General features: G+C 71.2%; 17 protein-coding genes and 1 tRNA gene. 10 read left to right on the top strand and 8 right to left on the bottom strand.

Going from position 1 to position 19,056, the window contains the following annotated elements:
* Positions 1-116 precede the first annotated feature (116 nt).
* Complete coding sequence (locus SMA5143A_RS30275) at positions 117-854, top strand: TerD family protein (RefSeq protein WP_107465953.1); 738 nt, start codon at positions 117-119, stop codon at positions 852-854.
* Between the two features lie 66 nt (positions 855-920).
* Here SMA5143A_RS30275 and SMA5143A_RS30270 read toward each other — a convergent pair whose 3' ends face one another.
* Positions 921-1,757: a TerD family protein gene (locus SMA5143A_RS30270; RefSeq protein ID WP_107465980.1), complete on the bottom strand. Its 837-nt coding sequence runs from the start codon at positions 1,755-1,757 to the stop codon at positions 921-923.
* Between the two features lie 191 nt (positions 1,758-1,948).
* Here SMA5143A_RS30270 and SMA5143A_RS30265 point away from each other — a divergent pair, with 191 nt between their 5' ends.
* The 3 genes from SMA5143A_RS30265 to SMA5143A_RS30255 all read left to right on the top strand — a co-directional run bounded on the left by SMA5143A_RS30265 (position 1,949) and on the right by SMA5143A_RS30255 (position 6,469).
* The gene (locus SMA5143A_RS30265; RefSeq protein ID WP_107465952.1) at positions 1,949-3,115 is read left to right on the top strand and encodes an HpcH/HpaI aldolase/citrate lyase family protein; all 1,167 of its coding nucleotides are present in this window, start codon (positions 1,949-1,951) and stop codon (positions 3,113-3,115) included.
* A 61-nt stretch (positions 3,116-3,176) separates the two neighbouring features.
* Positions 3,177-5,651 carry a phosphoribosyltransferase gene (locus tag SMA5143A_RS30260; RefSeq protein WP_107465951.1) on the top strand — a complete coding sequence of 825 codons (2,475 nt, stop codon included), beginning with the start codon at positions 3,177-3,179 and terminating at the stop codon, positions 5,649-5,651.
* Complete coding sequence (locus SMA5143A_RS30255) at positions 5,651-6,469, top strand: HAD family hydrolase (RefSeq protein ID WP_107465950.1); 819 nt, start codon at positions 5,651-5,653, stop codon at positions 6,467-6,469. The genes SMA5143A_RS30260 and SMA5143A_RS30255 overlap by 1 nt, the downstream gene beginning before the upstream one ends.
* Before the next feature lie 62 nt (positions 6,470-6,531).
* Here the strand turns inward: SMA5143A_RS30255 and SMA5143A_RS30250 are convergent, their stop codons facing one another.
* Together SMA5143A_RS30250 and SMA5143A_RS30245 are read right to left on the bottom strand one after the other, a co-directional pair.
* Positions 6,532-7,236: a DedA family protein gene (locus tag SMA5143A_RS30250; RefSeq protein ID WP_107465949.1), complete on the bottom strand. Its 705-nt coding sequence runs from the start codon at positions 7,234-7,236 to the stop codon at positions 6,532-6,534.
* 85 nt (positions 7,237-7,321) lie between these two features.
* Positions 7,322-7,546 (bottom strand): FmdB family zinc ribbon protein, encoded by a 225-nt coding sequence (locus tag SMA5143A_RS30245; protein WP_055713288.1) that lies wholly within the window; start codon positions 7,544-7,546, stop codon positions 7,322-7,324.
* A 501-nt stretch (positions 7,547-8,047) separates the two neighbouring features.
* Here SMA5143A_RS30245 and SMA5143A_RS30240 point away from each other — a divergent pair.
* The 3 genes from SMA5143A_RS30240 to SMA5143A_RS30230 all read left to right on the top strand — a co-directional run bounded on the left by SMA5143A_RS30240 (position 8,048) and on the right by SMA5143A_RS30230 (position 12,762).
* Complete coding sequence (locus tag SMA5143A_RS30240) at positions 8,048-10,177, top strand: transglycosylase domain-containing protein (protein WP_107465979.1); 2,130 nt, start codon at positions 8,048-8,050, stop codon at positions 10,175-10,177.
* A 48-nt stretch (positions 10,178-10,225) separates the two neighbouring features.
* A complete protein-coding gene (locus SMA5143A_RS30235; protein WP_107465948.1) occupies positions 10,226-11,515 on the top strand; it encodes a hypothetical protein in 1,290 nt (429 codons plus the stop codon).
* Positions 11,516-11,622: 107 nt separating this feature from the next.
* Positions 11,623-12,762, top strand: coding sequence for an amidase domain-containing protein (locus SMA5143A_RS30230; RefSeq protein WP_107465947.1), 1,140 nt, complete (start codon positions 11,623-11,625; stop codon positions 12,760-12,762).
* Positions 12,763-12,786: 24 nt separating this feature from the next.
* Here the strand turns inward: SMA5143A_RS30230 and SMA5143A_RS30225 are convergent, their stop codons facing one another.
* The 3 genes from SMA5143A_RS30225 to SMA5143A_RS30215 all read right to left on the bottom strand — a co-directional run bounded on the left by SMA5143A_RS30225 (position 12,787) and on the right by SMA5143A_RS30215 (position 15,817).
* Positions 12,787-13,413 (bottom strand): DUF4383 domain-containing protein, encoded by a 627-nt coding sequence (locus SMA5143A_RS30225; protein ID WP_107465946.1) that lies wholly within the window; start codon positions 13,411-13,413, stop codon positions 12,787-12,789.
* Between the two features lie 84 nt (positions 13,414-13,497).
* Positions 13,498-14,946 carry a hypothetical protein gene (locus tag SMA5143A_RS30220; protein WP_107465945.1) on the bottom strand — a complete coding sequence of 483 codons (1,449 nt, stop codon included), beginning with the start codon at positions 14,944-14,946 and terminating at the stop codon, positions 13,498-13,500.
* A 94-nt stretch (positions 14,947-15,040) separates the two neighbouring features.
* Positions 15,041-15,817, bottom strand: coding sequence for a DUF4097 family beta strand repeat-containing protein (locus SMA5143A_RS30215; RefSeq protein ID WP_146193976.1), 777 nt, complete (start codon positions 15,815-15,817; stop codon positions 15,041-15,043).
* A gap of 183 nt (positions 15,818-16,000) precedes the next feature.
* Here SMA5143A_RS30215 and SMA5143A_RS30210 point away from each other — a divergent pair.
* Positions 16,001-16,072 (top strand) — tRNA-Val (locus SMA5143A_RS30210).
* A gap of 116 nt (positions 16,073-16,188) precedes the next feature.
* On the opposite strand, the gene SMA5143A_RS30205 is transcribed toward SMA5143A_RS30210, so the two are convergent.
* Positions 16,189-16,542 carry a hypothetical protein gene (locus tag SMA5143A_RS30205; protein ID WP_099964207.1) on the bottom strand — a complete coding sequence of 118 codons (354 nt, stop codon included), beginning with the start codon at positions 16,540-16,542 and terminating at the stop codon, positions 16,189-16,191.
* Between the two features lie 135 nt (positions 16,543-16,677).
* Between SMA5143A_RS30205 and SMA5143A_RS30200 the strand changes: the two genes are divergently transcribed.
* Complete coding sequence (locus tag SMA5143A_RS30200; RefSeq protein WP_107465978.1) at positions 16,678-17,607, top strand: LysR family transcriptional regulator; 930 nt, start codon at positions 16,678-16,680, stop codon at positions 17,605-17,607.
* A gap of 69 nt (positions 17,608-17,676) precedes the next feature.
* Here the strand turns inward: SMA5143A_RS30200 and SMA5143A_RS30195 are convergent, their stop codons facing one another.
* A complete protein-coding gene (locus tag SMA5143A_RS30195; RefSeq protein ID WP_107465943.1) occupies positions 17,677-18,588 on the bottom strand; it encodes a ketopantoate reductase family protein in 912 nt (303 codons plus the stop codon).
* A 167-nt stretch (positions 18,589-18,755) separates the two neighbouring features.
* Between SMA5143A_RS30195 and SMA5143A_RS30190 the strand changes: the two genes are divergently transcribed.
* Complete coding sequence (locus SMA5143A_RS30190; protein ID WP_107465942.1) at positions 18,756-18,986, top strand: DUF2277 family protein; 231 nt, start codon at positions 18,756-18,758, stop codon at positions 18,984-18,986.
* Positions 18,987-19,056 lie beyond the last annotated feature (70 nt).

Raw genomic sequence — 19,056 nt, 5'->3', positions numbered from 1 at the left:
AGTGTGATTGCCCTCCAGGTGAGGGAACGCTCTGAGCGGGGCGGCCGACGAGGACTCGTCCTCGTCGGCCGCCCCGCTGGTGGTTGACGCGACGACACGGCAGTTGTGGGGCGGGCATGAGTTTCCTGGACAACCTCTGGCGCGGACGGTCCACGGAGTTCGACGCGGGCAACGCGGCGACCAACGCCATCGAGCTGACCAAACGGCACCAGAAGGTCTCCCTCAGCAAGCAGGGCGCCGCCACCGGCCATCTGCGCGTCAACCTGTCCTGGCGGATGCGGACCTCCGACATCGGCGGACCCAAGCGGCAGAGCGTGCTCCGGCACCCCTTCAGGGCGCTCAAGCCGGAGGAGGTCGTGGCGCACAGCCAGAGCATGGTCAACGTCGACCTCGACCTCGGCTGCCTGTACGAGCTGGCCGACGGGACGAAGGGGGTCGTGCAGCCGCTGGGCGGCTTCCTCGGCGACATCAACGACCCGCCGTACATGCGGCTCAGCGGAGACGACCGGTTCGGGTCCGGGTCCGGCGAGACCATGTACATCAACCTGGACCACCGCGACGCCTTCAAGCGGATGCTCGTCTTCGTCTACATCTACGACCAGACGCCGGCCTTCGACCGTACGCACGCCGTCGTGACGCTGTACCCGAGCAACGGCCCCAGGATCGAGATCGGGCTCGACGAACGCCACCCGCAGGCCCGGTCGTGCGCGGTGGTGATGATCGAGAACGTCAAGGGGGAGATCATCGTGCGGCGCGAGGTGAAGTTCGTCTACGGCTTCCAGGCGGAGCTCGACCGGCTCTACGGGTGGGGCCTGCAGTGGGGGCGCGGCTTCAAGACCAAGGCGGAGCGCTGACCGCGGCCCCGCCCGCCCCCACGTCCTCCCGTGCCCTGCACGGGGCCTTCCCCGGCTCCCTGACGCTCACCTGCCGATGAACTGCGGGCCCTGCGGAGGGAGCCGGACGTCGGAGCCCGGTCCGGCGCCCGTGGGCTGCGGGTAGCCGTAGGCGGCGCCGGCGGTCGCGGGGACCTGCTGGGTGTGCGGGTAGCCGTAGGCGGGCTGGGGCGGCTGCTGGGTCGGCGCCGCCGGGGGGTAGCCGTACGCCGGCTGGGACGGCACCCCGGTGGTCGGCTGCTCCGGGGGGAGCGGGGCCGAGACCTCGGGTGCCGGGGCCTGCGTGGTGGACGTCTGGTTCGCCGCGGCGGCCGCCGCCTCCGACTCGTCGACCGAGATGCCGAAGTCGGTGGCGAGGCCCTGGAGGCCGTTGGTGTAGCCCTCGCCGAGGGCGCGGAACTTCCAGCCGCCGCCCCGGCGGTAGAGCTCGCCGCAGATCAGCGCGGTCTCCTCGCCCGTCTCCGGCTTGATGTCGAAGTACGCCAGCGGTTCCGCGTCGGAGACCGTGGCGTCGTACAGCAGGATGCGCAGGGAACGTACGTGGTCGAAGGTGACGTCGTCGGCGGAGGCCACGAGCAGAATCTGGCCGACGGCGGACTCGACACCGGCCAGGTCAGTCTGGATGGTGTCCGTGAGGCCGTCGGCGACGCGCTTCTTGCCGAGTCGCCACACCTTGCCCGAGGGGTGGCGCGGCTGGTTGTAGAACACGAAGTCCTCGTCGGACCGTACCCGTCCGTCGGGGCCGAGGAGCAGCGCCGAGGCATCGACTTCCGGGGCACCCTGTCCGGGCGCCCAGCGCAGCACGGCGCGGACCGCCGTGGCTTCGACCGGGACGTTCGACCCCTTCAGCATCGCGTGCGTCATGTCGTTCATCCTGCCCTCTCGGTCCTGATCACGACAACGCGGGGGCGAGGACGGGTCGGTCGGGTCGTCGAGCGGCCGACATGGCCGGGTTACCAGAACTTCACGCCCGGAGGGAACTGAAGACACACATTTGTACGTACTATTACCGGCCACCTTCACGACCGGCCGCCCAGCAGCCACGGGGGATCTCCATGCGTCACTTCGGGCATATCGCCCCTGAGGAGCGTCAGCGTCTCTTCTTCCGCGAGCCGGGTTGCTTCACCGCCGACTCACCGGCCCGTGTCCTCGCCGCCGCCCTCGGCGCCACCCTCTACAGCCCGGCGACCCGCGAGCGGCTGGCCGACGACATCGTCAAGCAGGCCGGGCGCGGTGTGGTCTCCATGGTGCTGTGCCTGGAGGACTCCATCGACGACGCGGAGGTCGTGGGCGCCGAGGAGAACCTCGTGCGGCAGTTCGCGGACCTCGCCGCACGCCCGCACGCCGATCTGCCGCTGCTGTTCATCCGGGTCCGCTTCCCCGAGCAGATACCCGACCTCGTACGGCGACTCGGCCCGGACGTGACGCTGCTGTCCGGATTCGTACTCCCGAAGTTCACCGAGGAGCGCGGCATCGCCTTCCTGGAGGCGCTCACCGCCGCCGAGGCCACGAGCGGACGGCGGCTGTTCGCGATGCCCGTGCTGGAATCGCCCGAGCTGATGTACCGGGAGACGCGCGTAGAGGCCCTCCAGGGCATCGCCCACACCGTCGACAAGTACCGCGACCGCGTCCTCGCCCTGCGCCTCGGCGTCACCGACTTCTGCTCCTCGTACGCGCTGCGCCGGGCACCCGACATGACCGCGTACGACGTCCAGATCGTCGCCTCCGTGATCGCGGACGTGGTGAACGTGCTGGGGCGGGCGGACGGCACCGGGTTCACGGTGACGGGGCCCGTGTGGGAGTACTTCCGGGTGCAGGAGCGCATGTTCAAGCCGCAGCTGCGCACCAGCCCGTTCCTGGAGAACCGCGCCGGGCGGCTGCGCGAGACACTGATAGAGCACGCCCTGGACGGACTGCTGCGCGAGATCTCCCTCGACCAGGCCAACGGTCTGCTCGGCAAGACCTGCATCCACCCCTCGCATGTGCTGCCCGTGCACGCGCTGTCCGTGGTCAGCCACGAGGAGTTCAGCGACGCCGAGGACATCCTGCGCCCCGAGCGGGGCGGCGGCGGGGTCCTGCGCTCCGCCTCCCGGAACAAGATGAACGAGGTCAAGCCGCACCGGGCCTGGGCTGAAAGGGTTCTGCAGCGGGCCGAGGTCTTCGGTGTGGCCAACGAGGACATCGGCTTCGTGGACCTGCTGGCAGCGGGGCTCACCGACTGAGGAGCCGCCGCCCAGTACCCGCGGTGGCCGCCCGCACCTGCCGTAACCGACGAAGGAATCGATGAACAACGCAGTGAACGACCCGATCTGGTCCGGGACCTGGGTGGCCGAGCGGCTCGGGGTCGAGCTGGTGGGCGACGAGGAGCTGAGCGGTCTGCTGGGGCTCGCGCTGCGGCGCAACCCCAAGCGGGCGCATCTGCTCGTGTCGAACGTGCTCGGCAAGCACGTGCCGCAGTCGCCGGCCGTCGTGCACGGACACGGGGTCGCCCTCGGCCGCCGGGTACGGGACCTGCTCGGGGCCGACGGGGCGCGGGCCTCGGTCGTCCTCGGGTACGCCGAGACCGCGACCGGGCTCGGGCACTCCGTCGCGGACGGCCTCGGCGACGCGCCCTACCTCCACTCCACCCGGCGGCCCGTCGACGGTGTCGACCGGGCCGGCGGCTTCGAGGAGTCCCACTCCCACGCGACGTCGCACCTGCTGCTGCCGGAGGACCCGCGCCTGCTGGCCGGGGCCGGGCCGCTGGTCCTCGTCGACGACGAGTTCTCCACCGGGAACACGGTCCTCAACACCATCCGCGCGCTGCACGAGCGGTATCCGCGCGAGCGGTACGTCGTCGTGGCCCTGGTCGACATGCGGTCGGCCGAGGACCAGGGGCGGCTCGCCGGGTTCGCCCGGGAGATCGGGGCCCGTGTCGACCTGGTGACCACCGCCAAGGGGACCGTGCGGCTCCCGGGGGGCGTGCTGGAGAAGGGGCAGGCGCTGGTCGCCGAGCACGAGGGGGCGCCCGCCGCGCCGGTGTGCGCGGGGTGGGTCGGCCGGGTCGAGCTGGGCTGGCCCCAGGGTGTGCCCGACGGCGGGCGGCACGGCTTCGCCCCCGCGCACCGGGACCGCCTGGAGGCCGCGCTGCCGGGGATGGCCACACGCCTCGTCCGCGCCCTGCCCGAGGGCGCCCGACGGGTGCTCGTCCTCGGCTTCGAGGAGCTGATGTACGCGCCGCTGCGACTGGCGACGGAACTGGAGCGGCTGGTGGACGGGGTGGAGACACGGTTCTCCACCACCACGAGGTCGCCCGTGCTGGCCGTCGACGACCCCGGCTACGCGATACGCAGCCGTATCGTCTTCCCCGCCCACGACGAGCCCGCGGACGGGCCGGGGGAGCGGTACGCGTACAACGTGGCCGGCGGGGGCTTCGACGCGGTGATCGCCGTCGTCGACTCGACCGCCGACACGCCCGCCCTCCACGCGCCCGACGGCCTCCTGGCCGCCCTCGCCGCCCACACCCCGACCGTCCTCCTCGCGGTCGTCCCGTCCTATGTCCCGCCCCCCGCCCCGTCGAAGGACGGGGCGCCGCCCCCGCACCGCACCGAAAGGCCCTTCATGCTGCCCGAGCCCCTGCGCGGCCCCGCGTTCTCCTCCTATGCAGCCGAGGAGGTCGGGTGGCTGCTGCAGGACCTCTCCGAGGTGACCCTGGAGGCGCCGACCGAGGAGCGGGAGGAGGCCATCCAGAGCGGCGGGGCGCACTACGCCGAATCGCTGCCGGTCGAGTACCAGCCGAGCGAGCAGTACCAGGCCCTCTTCCACAGCGCCCTGGACGCCTCGGCCGAGCGGATCGCCGTGGCCGTGGGGGTCGTGACCGAGACCGTGCTCGCGGAGCGCTCCCCGCGTCCCGTCCTGGTGTCGCTGGCCCGCGCCGGGACGCCCGTGGGCGTGCTGATGCGCCGGTGGGCGCGGCAGCGCCACGGCGTCGAACTGCCGCACTACGCCGTCTCGATCGTGCGGGGCCGCGGCATCGACGCCAACGCGCTGCGCTGGCTGGCCGCCCACCACGACCCGGCGGACGTGGTGTTCGTCGACGGCTGGACCGGCAAGGGCGCGATCACCCGTGAACTCGCCGCCGCCATCGAGGAGTTCGAGCGGACCGAGGGCATCACCGGGTTCGACCCGGAGATCGCGGTGCTCGCCGACCCCGGCTCCTGCGTCCGCACCTACGGCACCCGCGAGGACTTCCTCATCCCCTCGGCGTGCCTCAACTCGACCGTCTCCGGGCTGATATCGCGGACCGTGCTGCGCGCGGACCTCGTCGGACCGGACGACTTCCACGGCGCGAAGTTCTACCGTGAGCTGGCCGGCGCCGATGTGTCCGTGGAGTTCCTGGACGTCGTCTCGGCCCGCTTCGCCGACGTCGCCGACACCGTCGACGCCCGCACCAAGGACCTGCTGTCCGCCGACCGCACGCCCAGCTGGGAGGGCTGGGCGGCCGTCGAACGGATCAGCGAGGAGTACGGGATCCACGACGTCAACCTGGTCAAGCCCGGTGTCGGGGAGACCACCCGGGTGCTGCTGCGCCGGGTACCGTGGAAGATCCTCGCGCGGGCCGGGGCGGGCGCGGACCTCGACCACGTACGCCTGCTCGCCGAACAGAGAGGGGTACCGGTGGAAGAGGTGGCGGAGCTGCCGTACACCTGTGTGGGACTGATCCACCCCAAGTACACCCGGGGCGCGACCGGTGCCGACGGCAAGGCGGTGGCGGTCTGATGCCCGGCCCCCGTGTGCTCGTCGCGAGCGACCTCGACCGTACGCTCATCTACTCGACCGCCGCGCTCGCGCTGACCATGCCGGACGCGCGGGCGCCCCGGCTGCTCACCGTCGAGGTGCACGAGAACAAGCCCCTGTCGTATCTGACCGAGACGTCGGCGCACCTGCTCACCGAGCTGGGCGACGCGGCGGTGTTCGTACCGACGACGACCCGGACCCGCAAGCAGTACCAGCGGATCAATCTGCCCGGACCCACCCCGACGTACGCGATCTGCGCGAACGGCGGGCATCTGCTGGTCGACGGGGTCTCGGACCCCGACTGGTACGCGGGCGTCATCGCGCGGCTCGCGGACGAGTGCGCGCCGCTGGAGGAGGTACGGGACCATCTCGCCGCCACCGCCGACCCGTCCTGGGTGCGCAAGCACCGCATCGCCGAGGACCTCTTCGTCTATCTCGCCGTCGAGCGCGAGCTGCTGCCCGAGGAGTGGGTGAAGGGGCTCGCGGTGTGGGCGGAGAACCGGGGCTGGACGGTGTCGCTCCAGGGCCGGAAGCTCTACGCCGTGCCGAAGCCGCTGACGAAGAGCGCGGCGATGCGGGAGGTCGCGCGGCGGACCGGGGCGCAGCTGACGGTGGCCGCGGGCGACTCGCTGCTCGACGCGGATCTGCTGCTGGCGGCGGACCGGGCGTGGCGGCCGGGCCACGGTGAGCTGGCGGACGCCGGCTGGTCGGGGCCGACGATCACGGCGCTGCCGGAGCGGGGGGTCATGGCCGGGGAGCGGATCCTGCGGGAGTTCCTCCGGGCCGCGCGGGAAGGGTGACGCGGGGGCCGTCGGCCGGGCGTGAACTCAGGGTCCGGCCCGGTCAGTCCTGTCGGGTCCGGTCAGGGGGTGGGGGTGCTGCGGTCCGCGGGCTGCCGGTCGTCGGTGGTCGGGCGCGCAGTTCCCCGCGCCCCTTCGCTCTTGCCCTTCTTCATGAGGCGGAGCAAAACGAAGGCCAGCACGGCCAGTGCGGCGACCGCCAGGACGATCTTCGAGTACGTCGAGACGACCGCCGTCACCTCGGTCCAGTTGGCGCCCAGGAAGTAGCCGGCCAGGACGAAGAGCGTGTTCCAGATCGCGCTGCCCAGCGCGGTGAGGAGCGTGAAGACGGGCAGGGGCATGCGTTCGACGCCGGCCGGGACCGAGATCAGGCTGCGGAAGACCGGGATCATCCGGCCGAAGAAGACCGCCTTGGTGCCGTGCCGCAGGAACCACGCCTCCGTCCGCTCCACGTCGGAGACCTTGACGAGGGGCAGCTTCGCGGCGATCGCCAGGGTGCGGTCGCGGCCCAGGAGGGCGCCCACGCCGTACAGGGCGAGGGCGCCGATGACCGAGCCCGCCGTGGTCCACAGCAGCGCGGCGTAGAGGTCCATCCGGCCGGTGCTCGCGGCGAAGCCGGCGAGAGGGAGGACGACCTCGCTGGGGATCGGCGGGAAGAGGTTCTCCAGGGCGACGGCCAGACCGGCCCCCGGTGCCCCCAGCAGATCCATCAGGCCTATGATCCACAGGGGTGCGCCGCTCATCGACTCCGCTTGCATGGCTGTCATGGGCGCAGGCTAGGGGAACGAAGCTGAAGGGAGCCTGAGGTGCGGATGAACGCTCCCGGGCCGGAGGCCGTTGAACCCAGTGTGATCAACCGCAGCATCCGCCGCCGCAGCATCCACCGCCCCCGCCGCCGCCCGCCCGGGGCGCGGGGGCGGCAGCGGAGGCCGAGCCGCCCACCGCGACCGTCGACAGGAGCTTGACGGTGTCCGGGTGGCCCGAGGGGCAGTCCGCGGGGGCGGACGACTCGGCCATCGGACGGCTGAGTTCGAAGGTGTCGCCGCAGGTCCGGCAGCGGTATTCGTAGCGAGGCATGTGCTCAGGCTAACCGGCGGCGGACCGCCGTCAGCAGGACTTGTTTTCGACGGGTCGGTCACACTGGCCAAATTTTCACGCTGCCGACCGGGGCGGTTGTGAAAGTGACTGATAATTTGTGGTCGCTGTGTGGAGACCGGACGGCCGGGGGACCGGGGGGCCGGGGGACTCACAGCCGCGGGTGTGGCGGCTGTGGCGGTCCACGCGGGCGATGCCAAGTGGGAGGGGGGACAGTCATGACCGCTGTCCTGTGTCGATCGGGAGTCACGTCCCCCGGTCGCTATGTCGCCGTGGGCGGGCGAAAGGTTGCCGCGATCCGCCGAATCGTCGCCGCGCAGCACATGAGCCGTACCCGCAGCGGAGTGTGCCATGGGCAGCGCTGAAGGAGAGGGCCGTATGCGCCGCCGCCGGGGAGCGGCACAGGAGCGCCGGGAGCAGGGGCTCCCGGAGTCCGAGTACACCATGGAGCTGAAGGCCCCGCCCCCGCCGGCCGACGAGACCATGGAGCTCAAGGCCCCGCCCCCGCCGGCCGACGAGACCATGCAGCTGCGGGTGCTCGAACCGGGCATGCTCGAGAGCCGGCCGGAGCGGTCGGCGCCGGGCGGCAGGCGGGACCGGCGCAAGGCGGCCCGGCCGTCGGTTCGCGCCAGATTCCTGGCCGCCGTGGGCCCGCGCCTCGCCCCGCTTGCCCCGTATGCCCACCGAATACGCCCGCAGTACCCGCGCCCCGGCCGTACCGACTGGCGGCGCTGGGTGCCGTCCTGGCGGCAGTCCCTGGGCGCCGGAGGGCTCGCCGTGGGGTTCAGCACCATGCTGCTGACCATCGCCTACGCCGCCACGGACATACCCGACGACCTGAACACCTTCGCCACCCAGCAGGACAACGTGTACTTCTGGTCCGACGGCACGCCCATGGCCCGTACCGGCTGGGTGCGGCGCCAGGCGATGCCGCTGAAGGACGTCCCCGAGGACGTGCGCTGGGCGGTCCTCGCGGCGGAGAACTCGAGCTTCTACTCCGACCCCGGCATATCCTTCAGCGGTATCACCCGGGCCCTGGTGCGCACCGTGGGCGAGGGCGACACCCAGGGTGGCTCGACGATCACCCAGCAGTACGTCAAGAACGTCTATCTGACCCAGGACCGCTCGCTCAGCCGCAAGTTCGACGAGGCGATGATCGCCATCAAGCTCGACAACCAGATGAGCAAGGACGAGATCCTGGAGGGCTACCTCAACACCAGCTGGTTCGGCCGCGGCACCTACGGCATCCAGCGGGCCGCCCAGGCGTACTACGGCAAGGACGTCAGCCAGCTGAACGCGAGCGAGGCCGCCTTCCTCGCCTCGCTCCTCAAGGGCGCCGCCCTGTACGACCCCTCCCTCAGCCGGTCCAACCACGCCCGGGCCGTCGTGCGCTGGGAGTGGATTCTGGACCGGATGGTCGCCATCGGCAAGCTCTCCAAGGCCGAGCGCGCCACGTACCAGAAGTTCCCCGAGCCGCTGAAGCAGTCGAACCAGTACGACACCGGCAAGCAGAGCGACTACCTCGTGGAGCTGGCCGCCCAGTACGCGAAGAAGGCCGGGAACATACCGGCCCAGGAGTTCGACATGGGCGGCTACCAGATCTACACGACCTTCGACCGCAAGCGGCAGACCGAGCTGACCGACGCCGTCACCAAGGCCCGCGAGGGCGTCGAGAAGGACAGCCCCAAGAAGGCGAAGTCCGCCCACTTCGGAGCGTCCTCCGTCGCCGCCGACGGACGGATCCTCGCCGTCTACGGCGGCCCGGACCACCGCAGACAGGGCTACAACGAGTCCAACTCGACCACCGTCCCGTCCGGCTCGGCGTTCCTGCCGTTCGTCTACGCCGCCGCCCTGGAACACGGTGTCGTCAAGGAACGCGACGGCCGGTCGACACCTGTCACCCCGCAGACGCTCTACAACGGTGACGACGGGGTGGTCGTCACCACGCCCGAGGGCCCCTACTGGGACCGCAACGGCAAGCGGGTCCGCGCCCGCAACGACGGCAAGCGGTCCTACGGCCAGATCACCCTGCACGACGCGCTCGCCAAGTCCGTGAACTCCCCGTTCATGCAGCTCGGCATGGACACCGGTCTGAACAAGGTGCGCTCCACCGCCGAGGCGGCCGGACTGCTGTCGTCCAGCTTCGGGGCACAGGTGCCCGCCCTGTCCGTCGGCAGCGCCACCCCCAGCGCGATCCGCATGGCCAGCGGCTACAGCACGTTCGCCGCGGACGGCCGGCACACCGAGCCGTACTCGGTGCGGAAGATCACCCACAACGGATCCAAGGTCGGGATGTCCACACCCAAGCCGAAGCGGGCGGTGGGCGCCGAGGTGGCCCGGCAGGTCACCGAGGCGCTCACGGACGCCTTCCGCAGCGACCACCCCGCCTCGCCCGGCGCCGCCTCCTTCGAGGTCGCGGGCAAGGGCGGGACGACCCAGGACGACAAGGCGGCCTGGTACGTCGGCACCGCGGAGAAGGTGTCGACCGCGGTCGTCCTGTACCGGATCGACCTGTCCAAGAGCCTGGAGCCGCTGCGGCTCGACGGCATCGCCGGAACCCCCGGATCCGGCGTGCCCTACGACATCTGGTCCCGTGCGACGAGCGTCGGCTGACGCCCGCCATGAGCACCCGACCCGCCATCCTCGCAGAATGAGCCGCACATGAAGCCTGGCAGCACGTCACACAAGGGCCGCCGCCGCAAAGCACGCCAGCCCCGCCGTACCACCCGGCCGCAGTTCCTGACCCTGGCCGCGCTGCTCGTCGTCGCCTCCCTCGTCGGCGGCTACATGGTGCTGAACCGTACGACCAGTACCGCGCCGACCGCGTCGTCCTCCGGCCGCGGGGACGGCAAGGGCGACTCCGCCAAGAACGCCCAACCGAAGTGGGACGGCAAGACCAAGGTCATCGGGGACGGTTCCACGTCGTACACCGGCCCGCAGAAGGGGCAGCTGAAGGCCGTACCGCTCAAGCCGGGCGAGAAGCCCCCGCAGTTCGTCGTGTTCTCCTGGGACGGCGCCCTGGCCGGCGACGACAACCTCTTCGATCACTACCGGCAGATGGCGAAGCGCTACAACGCGCACATGACGTTCTTCCTCACCGGTATCTACCTGCTGCCGAAGGACAAGCGGAACCTCTACGACCCGCCGCAGCACGACAAGGGCTCCGCCGCGATCAGCTACCCCACCGACGACCACATCCGCACCACCATCGAGGAACTCGGCGAGGCCTGGCGCGAGGGCAACGAGATAGGCACCCACTTCAACGGTCACTTCTGCGGCGCCAAGGGCGGCGGCGACTGGAGCGTCGCGGAGTGGAAGCAGGAGATCGAGGAGTTCAACTCCTTCCTGGAGAACTGGAAGACCAACACCGGCTTCACCGACATGGACCCGCTGCCCTTCGACGTCAAGGCCGTCACCGGCGGCCGCGCGCCCTGCCTGGAGGGGCAGAAGAACCTGCTGAAGGCGGTCAAGGGCTTCGGCTACCGCTACGACGCCAGCTCCCCGGGCGCCTACCAGGTGTGGCCCGCCAAGAAGGAGGGCGTCTGGGACTTCCCGCTGCAGATGCTCCCGTTCAACGACGACTACCAGGCGCTGTCGATGGACTTCAACTTCCTCTACAACCAGTCGAACGGCGAGACCGACGGTGACCCGGCGATGCACCCGACCTGGCAGCGGGAGACCATCGACACCTACATGTCCGGCTTCAACCGCGTCTACTACGGCAGCCGCGCCCCGCTGTTCATCGGCAACCACTTCGAGCAGTGGAACGGCGGCATCTACATGAACGCCGTCGACGAGATCATCAAGAACGTCTGCACCAAGAAGGACGTGAAGTGCGTGTCCTTCCAGGAGTTGGCCGACTGGATGGACGTACAGAAGCCGTCGACCCTGGCGAACCTGCGCAATCTGGACCCCGGTCAGTCCCCGGACTGGGCGACGGTAATCAAGTAGCCTTCCCGTTCTCCGACTTGTTATTCCCCCCGGCCTTACTCCAGTTGAGGAGGTCATGTAAAGATTCTGGCCCCGGGTAAGACCAACTCGGGGGCAAGGAGAATGCAGTGAGATCAAGGACGTTGAGCCTCGCAGGCTCGACCGTCGCGGCGGCCGTACTGGCCACCGCGCTGCTGCCCATGACCGCCGCCCAGGCCGCCGGGTCGACGCCCAAGGTCACGAAGGCGACCAAGGACGCGTTCGGGCGGGTCGCGGACAACGTGATCACCGACCGCACGGCCGTGCTCGTCGGTGGTGGGGCGACCCGCAAGTCGCTGAAGCCCACCGGTGGCGTCAAGCTGTCCAGCGCCCAGAAGAAGGTCGAGGACGGCAAGCTGAGCGCCCTGCGCGCCACCAAGGCGCGTCTCGCGGCCCTGGGCGAGGCCTACACCTCGGCCGACACCGCGGTCACCGTCGACAGCACCAAGGTCAAGGGCACGAAGGCCACGGTGAAGATCACCGAGCGGACGAGCCTGAAGTACAAGAAGATACGTGGCGACGAGCCCGCCTCCACGGGCTTCGAGGCGCACCACCAGCTCACCTTCACGGCGTCCGGTGGCACGTGGCAACTGACCGCCATGAAGGGCACGGACGGCGGCGCCCAGCGCATCAACGACCCCGTCGCCCCGGCGGCGGACGCCAAGCTGAGCCGTACGCCCATGGCCGTCCACCAGGCTCCGAAGGCCGCCACCAGCTGGCCCGCTCCTTCCGCGCCGAAGACGATCAACGGCGGGAAGTACAACTACCAGGCGATGGTGGCCTACACCGAGAAGTACTGGAAGAACTACAACCCGGCGTACCGCAAGTACAACTCGATGGGCGGCGACTGCACCAACTACCTCAGCCAGGGCCTCCTGGCAGGCGGCTGGCAGCAGATCTCCAAGGTGACGCCCGAGGAGTACGACACCTGGTACTACGCCTCGAACGGTACGGCCGACGCGTGGATCGGTGTCAACGAGTGGTCCTGGTTCACCCAGACCGCCCAGCGCACCACCCCGCTCGCCAACGTCTACCAGCTGGACATCGGCGACGTGCTCCAGGTCGACTTCAACCGGGACGGCGACAAGGACCACTCGATGATGGTGACCTTCCGCAGCTCCAGCGGTGTGCCGTACCTGACGTACCACGACGCGGACACCTACCGCCGTTCGGTGGCGAGCATCATCGCCTCGTACCCGAACTCGTACTACTACGCGTACCGCACCTGATTCGGCCGACTTCTGTCGGGCCTCTCAGGAGCCCGTGCCGGCGCCCTCTCCGCCTTCGGTGAGGGCGTCGGCCCTTTTCCGCCTGCCCTCCTCGGTCTCGGCCCGCACCCGGTTCTCCCGCTCCGCCTGGGCCGGATGCCGCGCCCGCCAGTACGGGCTGTCGTGGGGCAGCGCCGAGCCGACCCTGCCGTACATGCCGAACGTCATCAGCAGGACGCCGACGACAAAGCTGAACAGGACGTTCGGGATGCGGAACGCGAGGAAGTTGGAGTCGGTGTCCAGCAGGGCCATGTTGCCGAAGCCGCTCAGGATGAACAGGACGCCCAGCGTCATGTTCAGCGTGGAGGCGAAGTTGCCGCCGATCACCATGCCGACGAGCAGCAGCAGCCCCACCGCGATCGACAGGACGCTCAGCGTGCCGTTCGTGTTCAGCCCCGCCACCTGGTCGCCGCGCGTGTCGAACCAGCCGACCTTGTCGATCAGGCCGAGGATGCCGAACGCGACCAGGAACAGGCCCATCAGGCCCGCCCCGAACCGGTAGACCCGGTTCAGCCGGTGGTCGACGGGAAGATGCTCGTCGATCCTGATCCGCCGCCGGGGACCCGCGTGCTTGCCCTGGGACCGCAGGGAGTGCGTGGCATGCGTGGCCATATCCGCCTCCTAGGCGTGAGCGGAGGCCTCCGTACCCCTTCAGCATCCGCCGGGGCGCCCCGGCGGGCAAACCGGCCCCGCCCCTCAGGCGCTTCCGCCACGCTCCTTGCGGATCTGGTCGACCACATGGGACACCGTCTGCCGGACGGACTCCGTCTCGGTCAGGAAGTGCCAGTAGTCGGGGTGCCGGCCCTCCAGTGTGGCGACCGCGCGGTCCAGCCGGGCCACGGAGTCGTCGAGCGGGCGGGCGTGCCGGGGATCGGGCGTGGAACGGCCCGCCATGGCGAGTCGCTGCGCGTCACGGATGGCGAACCGGGTGCGGTCGATCTCCTGCTGGGGGTCCTTCTGCACCGCGTTCAACCGCCGCAGCCGGTCGCCCGCCGCGGAGACCGCCTCGTCGGTCCGGTTCAGCAGCGCCCGCACGGTCGACAGCAGCGCCGTCGCGTCCGGCCAGCGCTGCGCGTCACGAGCGGCCCGCGCCTCACGCAGCTTCAGCCGGGCCTGCTCGACATCGGCCGCGGCCTGCTCCGGCACCTGCTGGAGGTCCTGCCAGCAGGCCGCCACGAATCTGCGCCGCAGCTCGCTCAGGGTCTGCGGCACCTGACCCGCCCGGGTGCCCAGCGCCTCCGCGCGGGTCCGCAGCGACACCAGCCGGTGGTCGATCTCGGCGGCCTTCTCCGGCAGCCGCTCGGCCTCCGCCCGTACCGCCTCCGCCTCCCGCACGACCCGGTCGGCGCGCTCCAGTGTCTCCGCCACGCCGTGCCGGCCCGCCCCCTGGTTGAGCTTGGTCAGCTCCGGGGCGAGCGCGGCGAGCCGCGCGGCGAGGTCGTCCGCCTTCAGCCCCGACTCCCGCACGGCGTCCAGGGCGTTGGAGGCGGCGAGCAGGCCCTGCCGGGCGCGCTCCACGGCCGGGGCGAGCCGGGCCAGCTGTGTCTCGGCCTTGCCGAGCAGCGGACCCAGCCCCTCGGCGAAACGGTCCAGCTCCTGCTTGACCCGCCCCAGCTCGTCCTTGGCGGCGGTCAGCTCGGTCCGGGCGCGGGCGGCGGCGGACGCCTCCAGGTCGTCCCGGTCCAGATCATGGGCGTCGACGGCGGCGATGTACCGGCCGCTGACCTCGTCGATCCGCCGGCCGAGCGCCTCGAAGCCGGAGACCGCCTGGCGGGCCGCGGGGGAGTCGTCCACCGCCGTGATGGTCTCTATGGAGATCCGCAGGTCGCGCTGGGCGGTGTCCAGCTCGTAGAACGCGGCCGCCGCCGCGTCCTTCGCCGCCTGCGCCTCGGCCCGCTGCCCTTCCGCCCGCCCGCCGAACCACCGCCGGGTCCCGCCCCCGGCGAACGCGGCGGGCAGCGCCAGCGCGGCGAGCAGGGGCAGCCCGAGGAGCAGGAGGGAGTCGTGGGCGGCGGAGCGCCGGAGGGGGCGCGGGCGGCCGGGCCGCTGCCGCGGGGGGCCGGCTGCTGGTCGTGGTGCACGGCTGTGGGGTTGTCGTGCGCTGGGCGCATTCGGCGTGTACGGCTCTGCTGGTGTCGCCGTCACATCCCTCTCCCGTGCTGTCATCCGCCCTGACCGGTGCCATTCTCCCACCGGTCAAGGACGAAAACACGGGCCGATCGGTTCGAGGACGAATTGATCAGTCGGCGTCGCGTACGGTGACCGAGCCGTCCTCGGTGTGGGCCTTCACCACATGGGTGCTGCGGGAGTCACGGGGCACGGACACGGCCACGGAGCCGTCGTCACTCCCGGTCGTCACCCGGTACGAGGCCTCGCGGGGCAGGCCGATGGTGATGGAGCCGTCGTCGCTGCGGGACTCCACCAGGTCGGGCACGGCGCCGAGTTCGAGCCTGACCGAGCCGTCCTTCGTGCTGGCCCGGACGCTGCGCGACTCGACGCCCCACGCGTGCACCGAGCCGTCGTCGCTGTGCATCTCCAGCGGGCCGCTGCTGTCGCTGACCCGTACCGCGCCGTCAGCGGTCCAAATCCTCAGCGACTGGGTGAACCCCTTCGCGCGCACGCTCCCGTCCCCGTCCTCCACGACGACGGCCACGCCGCGCGGCACCTCGATACGGTGCTTGGCGGAGCAGTCCGCGACGATGCCGGAGCACTTCAGCCGCAGCTTCAGCCGGTCGTCCTTCATCTCCCACGTCACCCGCGGGTCCCCGCCGACCACGACCCGGCCCTCGAACCACCGGGTCACCTCGACCTCGTCCACGTCCGCCGCGACCAGTTCCAGCGCCGAGTCGTCCGAGTCGACGGTGAGCGTACGGCCCTCCAGGGCGAAGGCCCGGTGCTCCGGCTCCCGGTCGTCCCCGGCGTCCGCCCCGCACGCGGCGACGGACGCCATGAGCGCGACGGCGAGCCCGGCGACGGCCACCGTTCCCGTGCGTGAGCTGCGAGCCGTACGAGCCATGACGATCTCCCCCTGGGGCCGGTGTTTCCCACGTCCGCCGGCATCCGCCGAGCGTGCTTCGACCGTACGGAGCGGGGGTCTTCGGGGGGATCCGGGCCGCTCCCGGATCGAGGGTGGGGATATCCCCCGGTTAACGGTTTGCGGGGCACGGCCCACGGCAATGTAGGCTGTCGACTCGTACTCGGGTGCGTAGCTCAGGGGTAGAGCGCCTGCCTTACAAGCAGGATGTCGGCGGTTCGAAACCGTCCGCGCCCACCGACCGCAGGACCAGGTCGACAGTTCTGTGCCGGCCCCCAGGAATACGCTCCCGGGGGCCTTCCGCATGCCCGGAGTCCACAAGGGGTCCACCTCCGCGGACGGACCACCGCGTGTCAGGCCCCGTCCTCCGGGGCCTCCTCCGTCGTCTCGCGCGCGTGCTTCAACAGGCTGCGGGCCGCGACGCGTTCCTCCGGGGCCACCTCCGCCCAGAAGCGGTGGCAGCTGACGAACACCGCCAGTTCGCGTTCGCGTTCGCGGAGCTTCTCGACCTCGGCCTGTTCGTCGGGTGTCCAGCCGGGAGAGGCCGGGCGCTCGATCTGGCGCCAGCCCTTGTCGTCGCTGAAACCGTCCAGGGGCTCGACGGACCAGGGCAGCCGCTTCAGCAGCGCCAGGAGCTCGGCCCGGACCTGATGCAGCTCCTCCTGGCCGGCGAGGAGGTCACTGGGGAAGTCATAGGTCTTAGCCACACGGCAATGCTACGCCTGTTCGATTTTGTGATGCGAGTTCCTTCTTCCGCTTCGGGGCGGTGTCGTTTGGACGAGTCTCCGTCCCGACCCCCTCACCCAAGCTCTCCCTTGGGTCTCTTCGGTATCTTCCCCTCCATGACCCTCGATGATCTGCGTGTCTTCGTCGCCGTGTGCCGGGCCGGGAGTCTCAGTGCGGTGGCCCGGGAGCTGGGCTGTACGCAGTCGGCGGTGAGTCAGCATGTGCGGCGGCTGGAGCGCGAGGTGGGGGTCGGGCTGGTCGAACGGCGGGCCCGCGGTGTCGTGCCCACGCGGGCCGGGCGCCTGCTTCAGGAGGCCGCGGCCGAGGGGATCACCGGGCTCGATCTCGCCCTGCGGCGGCTCGCCGAGATGGTGCGGGGCGACGGCGGTGTCGTACGGATCGCCACCGGCGGCACGACCGTGCGGCACTTCATGGCGCAGGGCATCGTCGACTTCCGGCGGGCGTACCCGGACGTGGGACTGGAGTTCCAGACCGTGCGGTCCAGCGCCGGCTGCGTCGACGCGCTGGGCGATCCCGCGCGCGACCTCGACCTGTCCTGGGTGACCCTCGGGCCCGCCGTCCGCGGCATCGAACAGCGGGCCGTCGTCGAACTCCCCTGGGTGCTCGCCGTACGCGCCGACGACGAACTCGCCGGGCGGGAGCGGATCGACGCCGGGGAACTGGACGGGATGCGGCTCATCGGGCTGCCGGAGAACTCCACTTCCTACGCCCATCTGGACGCCGCCTACCGGGAGTTGGGCATAAAGACCGGCCCGTCCGGAGCCGGGGTCGCCGACTGGGACACCGCGATCCTCCTCGCCGAACTCGGGGTCGGCCACGCCGTCGTCCCCGCCCTGCCCGGCTGGACCGGCCCCGGCCACCCCGGCCTGCGCTTCGTCCCGGTCCCCGATCTGCCGCCGCTGACCGTCGGCTGGGCGGTACGGCGCTGGGACGCGCTCTCACCCCCGGCCCGGGCGTTCGCCGACACGGTCGCCCGGCACGCGGTGCGCGTCGGAGGAGCGGTGCGACCGGCGCCCGAGGAGTGAGGGGGAGGACCGAGGGGGCAGGGGTGAGCGGCGAGAGCCGGGCGGCGGGGCGCGGCCTTGGTGGGCGGCTCAGTGGCCCGCCGCCCTCAGGTCCGCCATCACCCTCGCCGCCACCGGGGCCGGTACGCCGTGGCGTTCGGCGGCGCGGAGCAGCGCGCCGCCGAACGCGTCCAGTTCGAGCGGGCGGCCGGACTCGGCGTCGCGCTGCATCGACGACTTGGTGCCGGGCGGGAAGGCGTCGTAGCGGCGTACCGCCTCCGCCGGGTCCACGGAGGCGCCGACCGCCGCGCTGACCGCCGCCGTCTCCTCGACCAGGGCGGTCAGCTCCTCGCGGTGGCGGGTGCGGATCTCGCCCAGGGGCAGGCCGTAGCGGGTCGTCAGCAGGGCGAACGGGGCCAGGAACGACATCTTCGCCCACAGCGCCACCGTCTCGCCGAGCAGCACTCGGGTGGTGATACCGGACCATTCCAGAGCCCCCACAAGGGAGTTGAGGCGGTCCGCGGGGGCCTCGTCACCGGTCAGGTCGACCTCCGCGAAGGGGCTGCCGTGCGCGATGACGCCCGGCGCGACCCTGGTCGACTCGACCCGGATGGTCGCCGGGGCGATGCGGGCGGTGTCGCCGTAGTGGGCGCGCAGGGCCGCCGGGTGTTCGACACCGTTCAGGAACGGGACGACGAGGGTGCCGGGGGTCAGGGACGACGCGGGAAGGCGGTCCAGGGCCGGGCCGAGGGTGGTGTGCTTCACGGCGACGAGCGCCGCGTCGACCGGTTCGCGCAGTTCGGCGGCGGTCTCCACGCGGGCGGTGAAGTCGCCGAAGCGGGCACTGGTGACGCTGATGCCGTCCTTGTCCAGGGCGCGGGCCGTCTCGTCCCCCGCCAGGCAGACGACGCGGTTGCCCGCGCGGGCGAGGAGCGCGGCGAGCAGGCCGCCCACCCCGCCGGGTCCGAGTACCGCCAAGGTGAGCCGTTCGTTCGTCGACATGGTCCCCTCGTCTCTGCGTCGCCTTCGTCGGTCGGCCGGCGGCCTCCGTGATGATCACAAGGGGGCAGGGTGGAGTCAATCCTCGGGGAAACTTGCCGATACCCAAGGATTTGCTTCATGTCGAGTGAGGGTGGGTGGGAGTGGGGTGGGCGCGGGAGACTGGGCTCATGTGCCGAAGCATCAAGACTCTGCGACCGCCCGCGATCCCCGAGGAGGCCACCGAGGACGACATCCGGGCCGCCGCCCTCCAGTACGTCCGCAAGGTGTCCGGTTTCCGCGCGCCCGCCGCCCACAACCGTGAGGTGTTCGATCACGCGGTGGAGGCCGTCGCGGCCGCCACGGCGGAACTGCTGGCCGGGCTGGAGGTACGGGGCGCCGCGGCCCGGCGGGCCGGGTAGGTCAGGGGTCAGGGGGCAGGGTAGGTCCGGCGGGCCGGGCAGGTGCGACGCCCGCACCCCTGCGCCGTGA

Origin of the sequence: Streptomyces sp. MA5143a (genome assembly GCF_900290235.1) — a bacterium.
Classification (GTDB): domain Bacteria; phylum Actinomycetota; class Actinomycetes; order Streptomycetales; family Streptomycetaceae; genus Streptomyces.
This window is presented reverse-complemented; position numbering and strand designations above follow the sequence as displayed.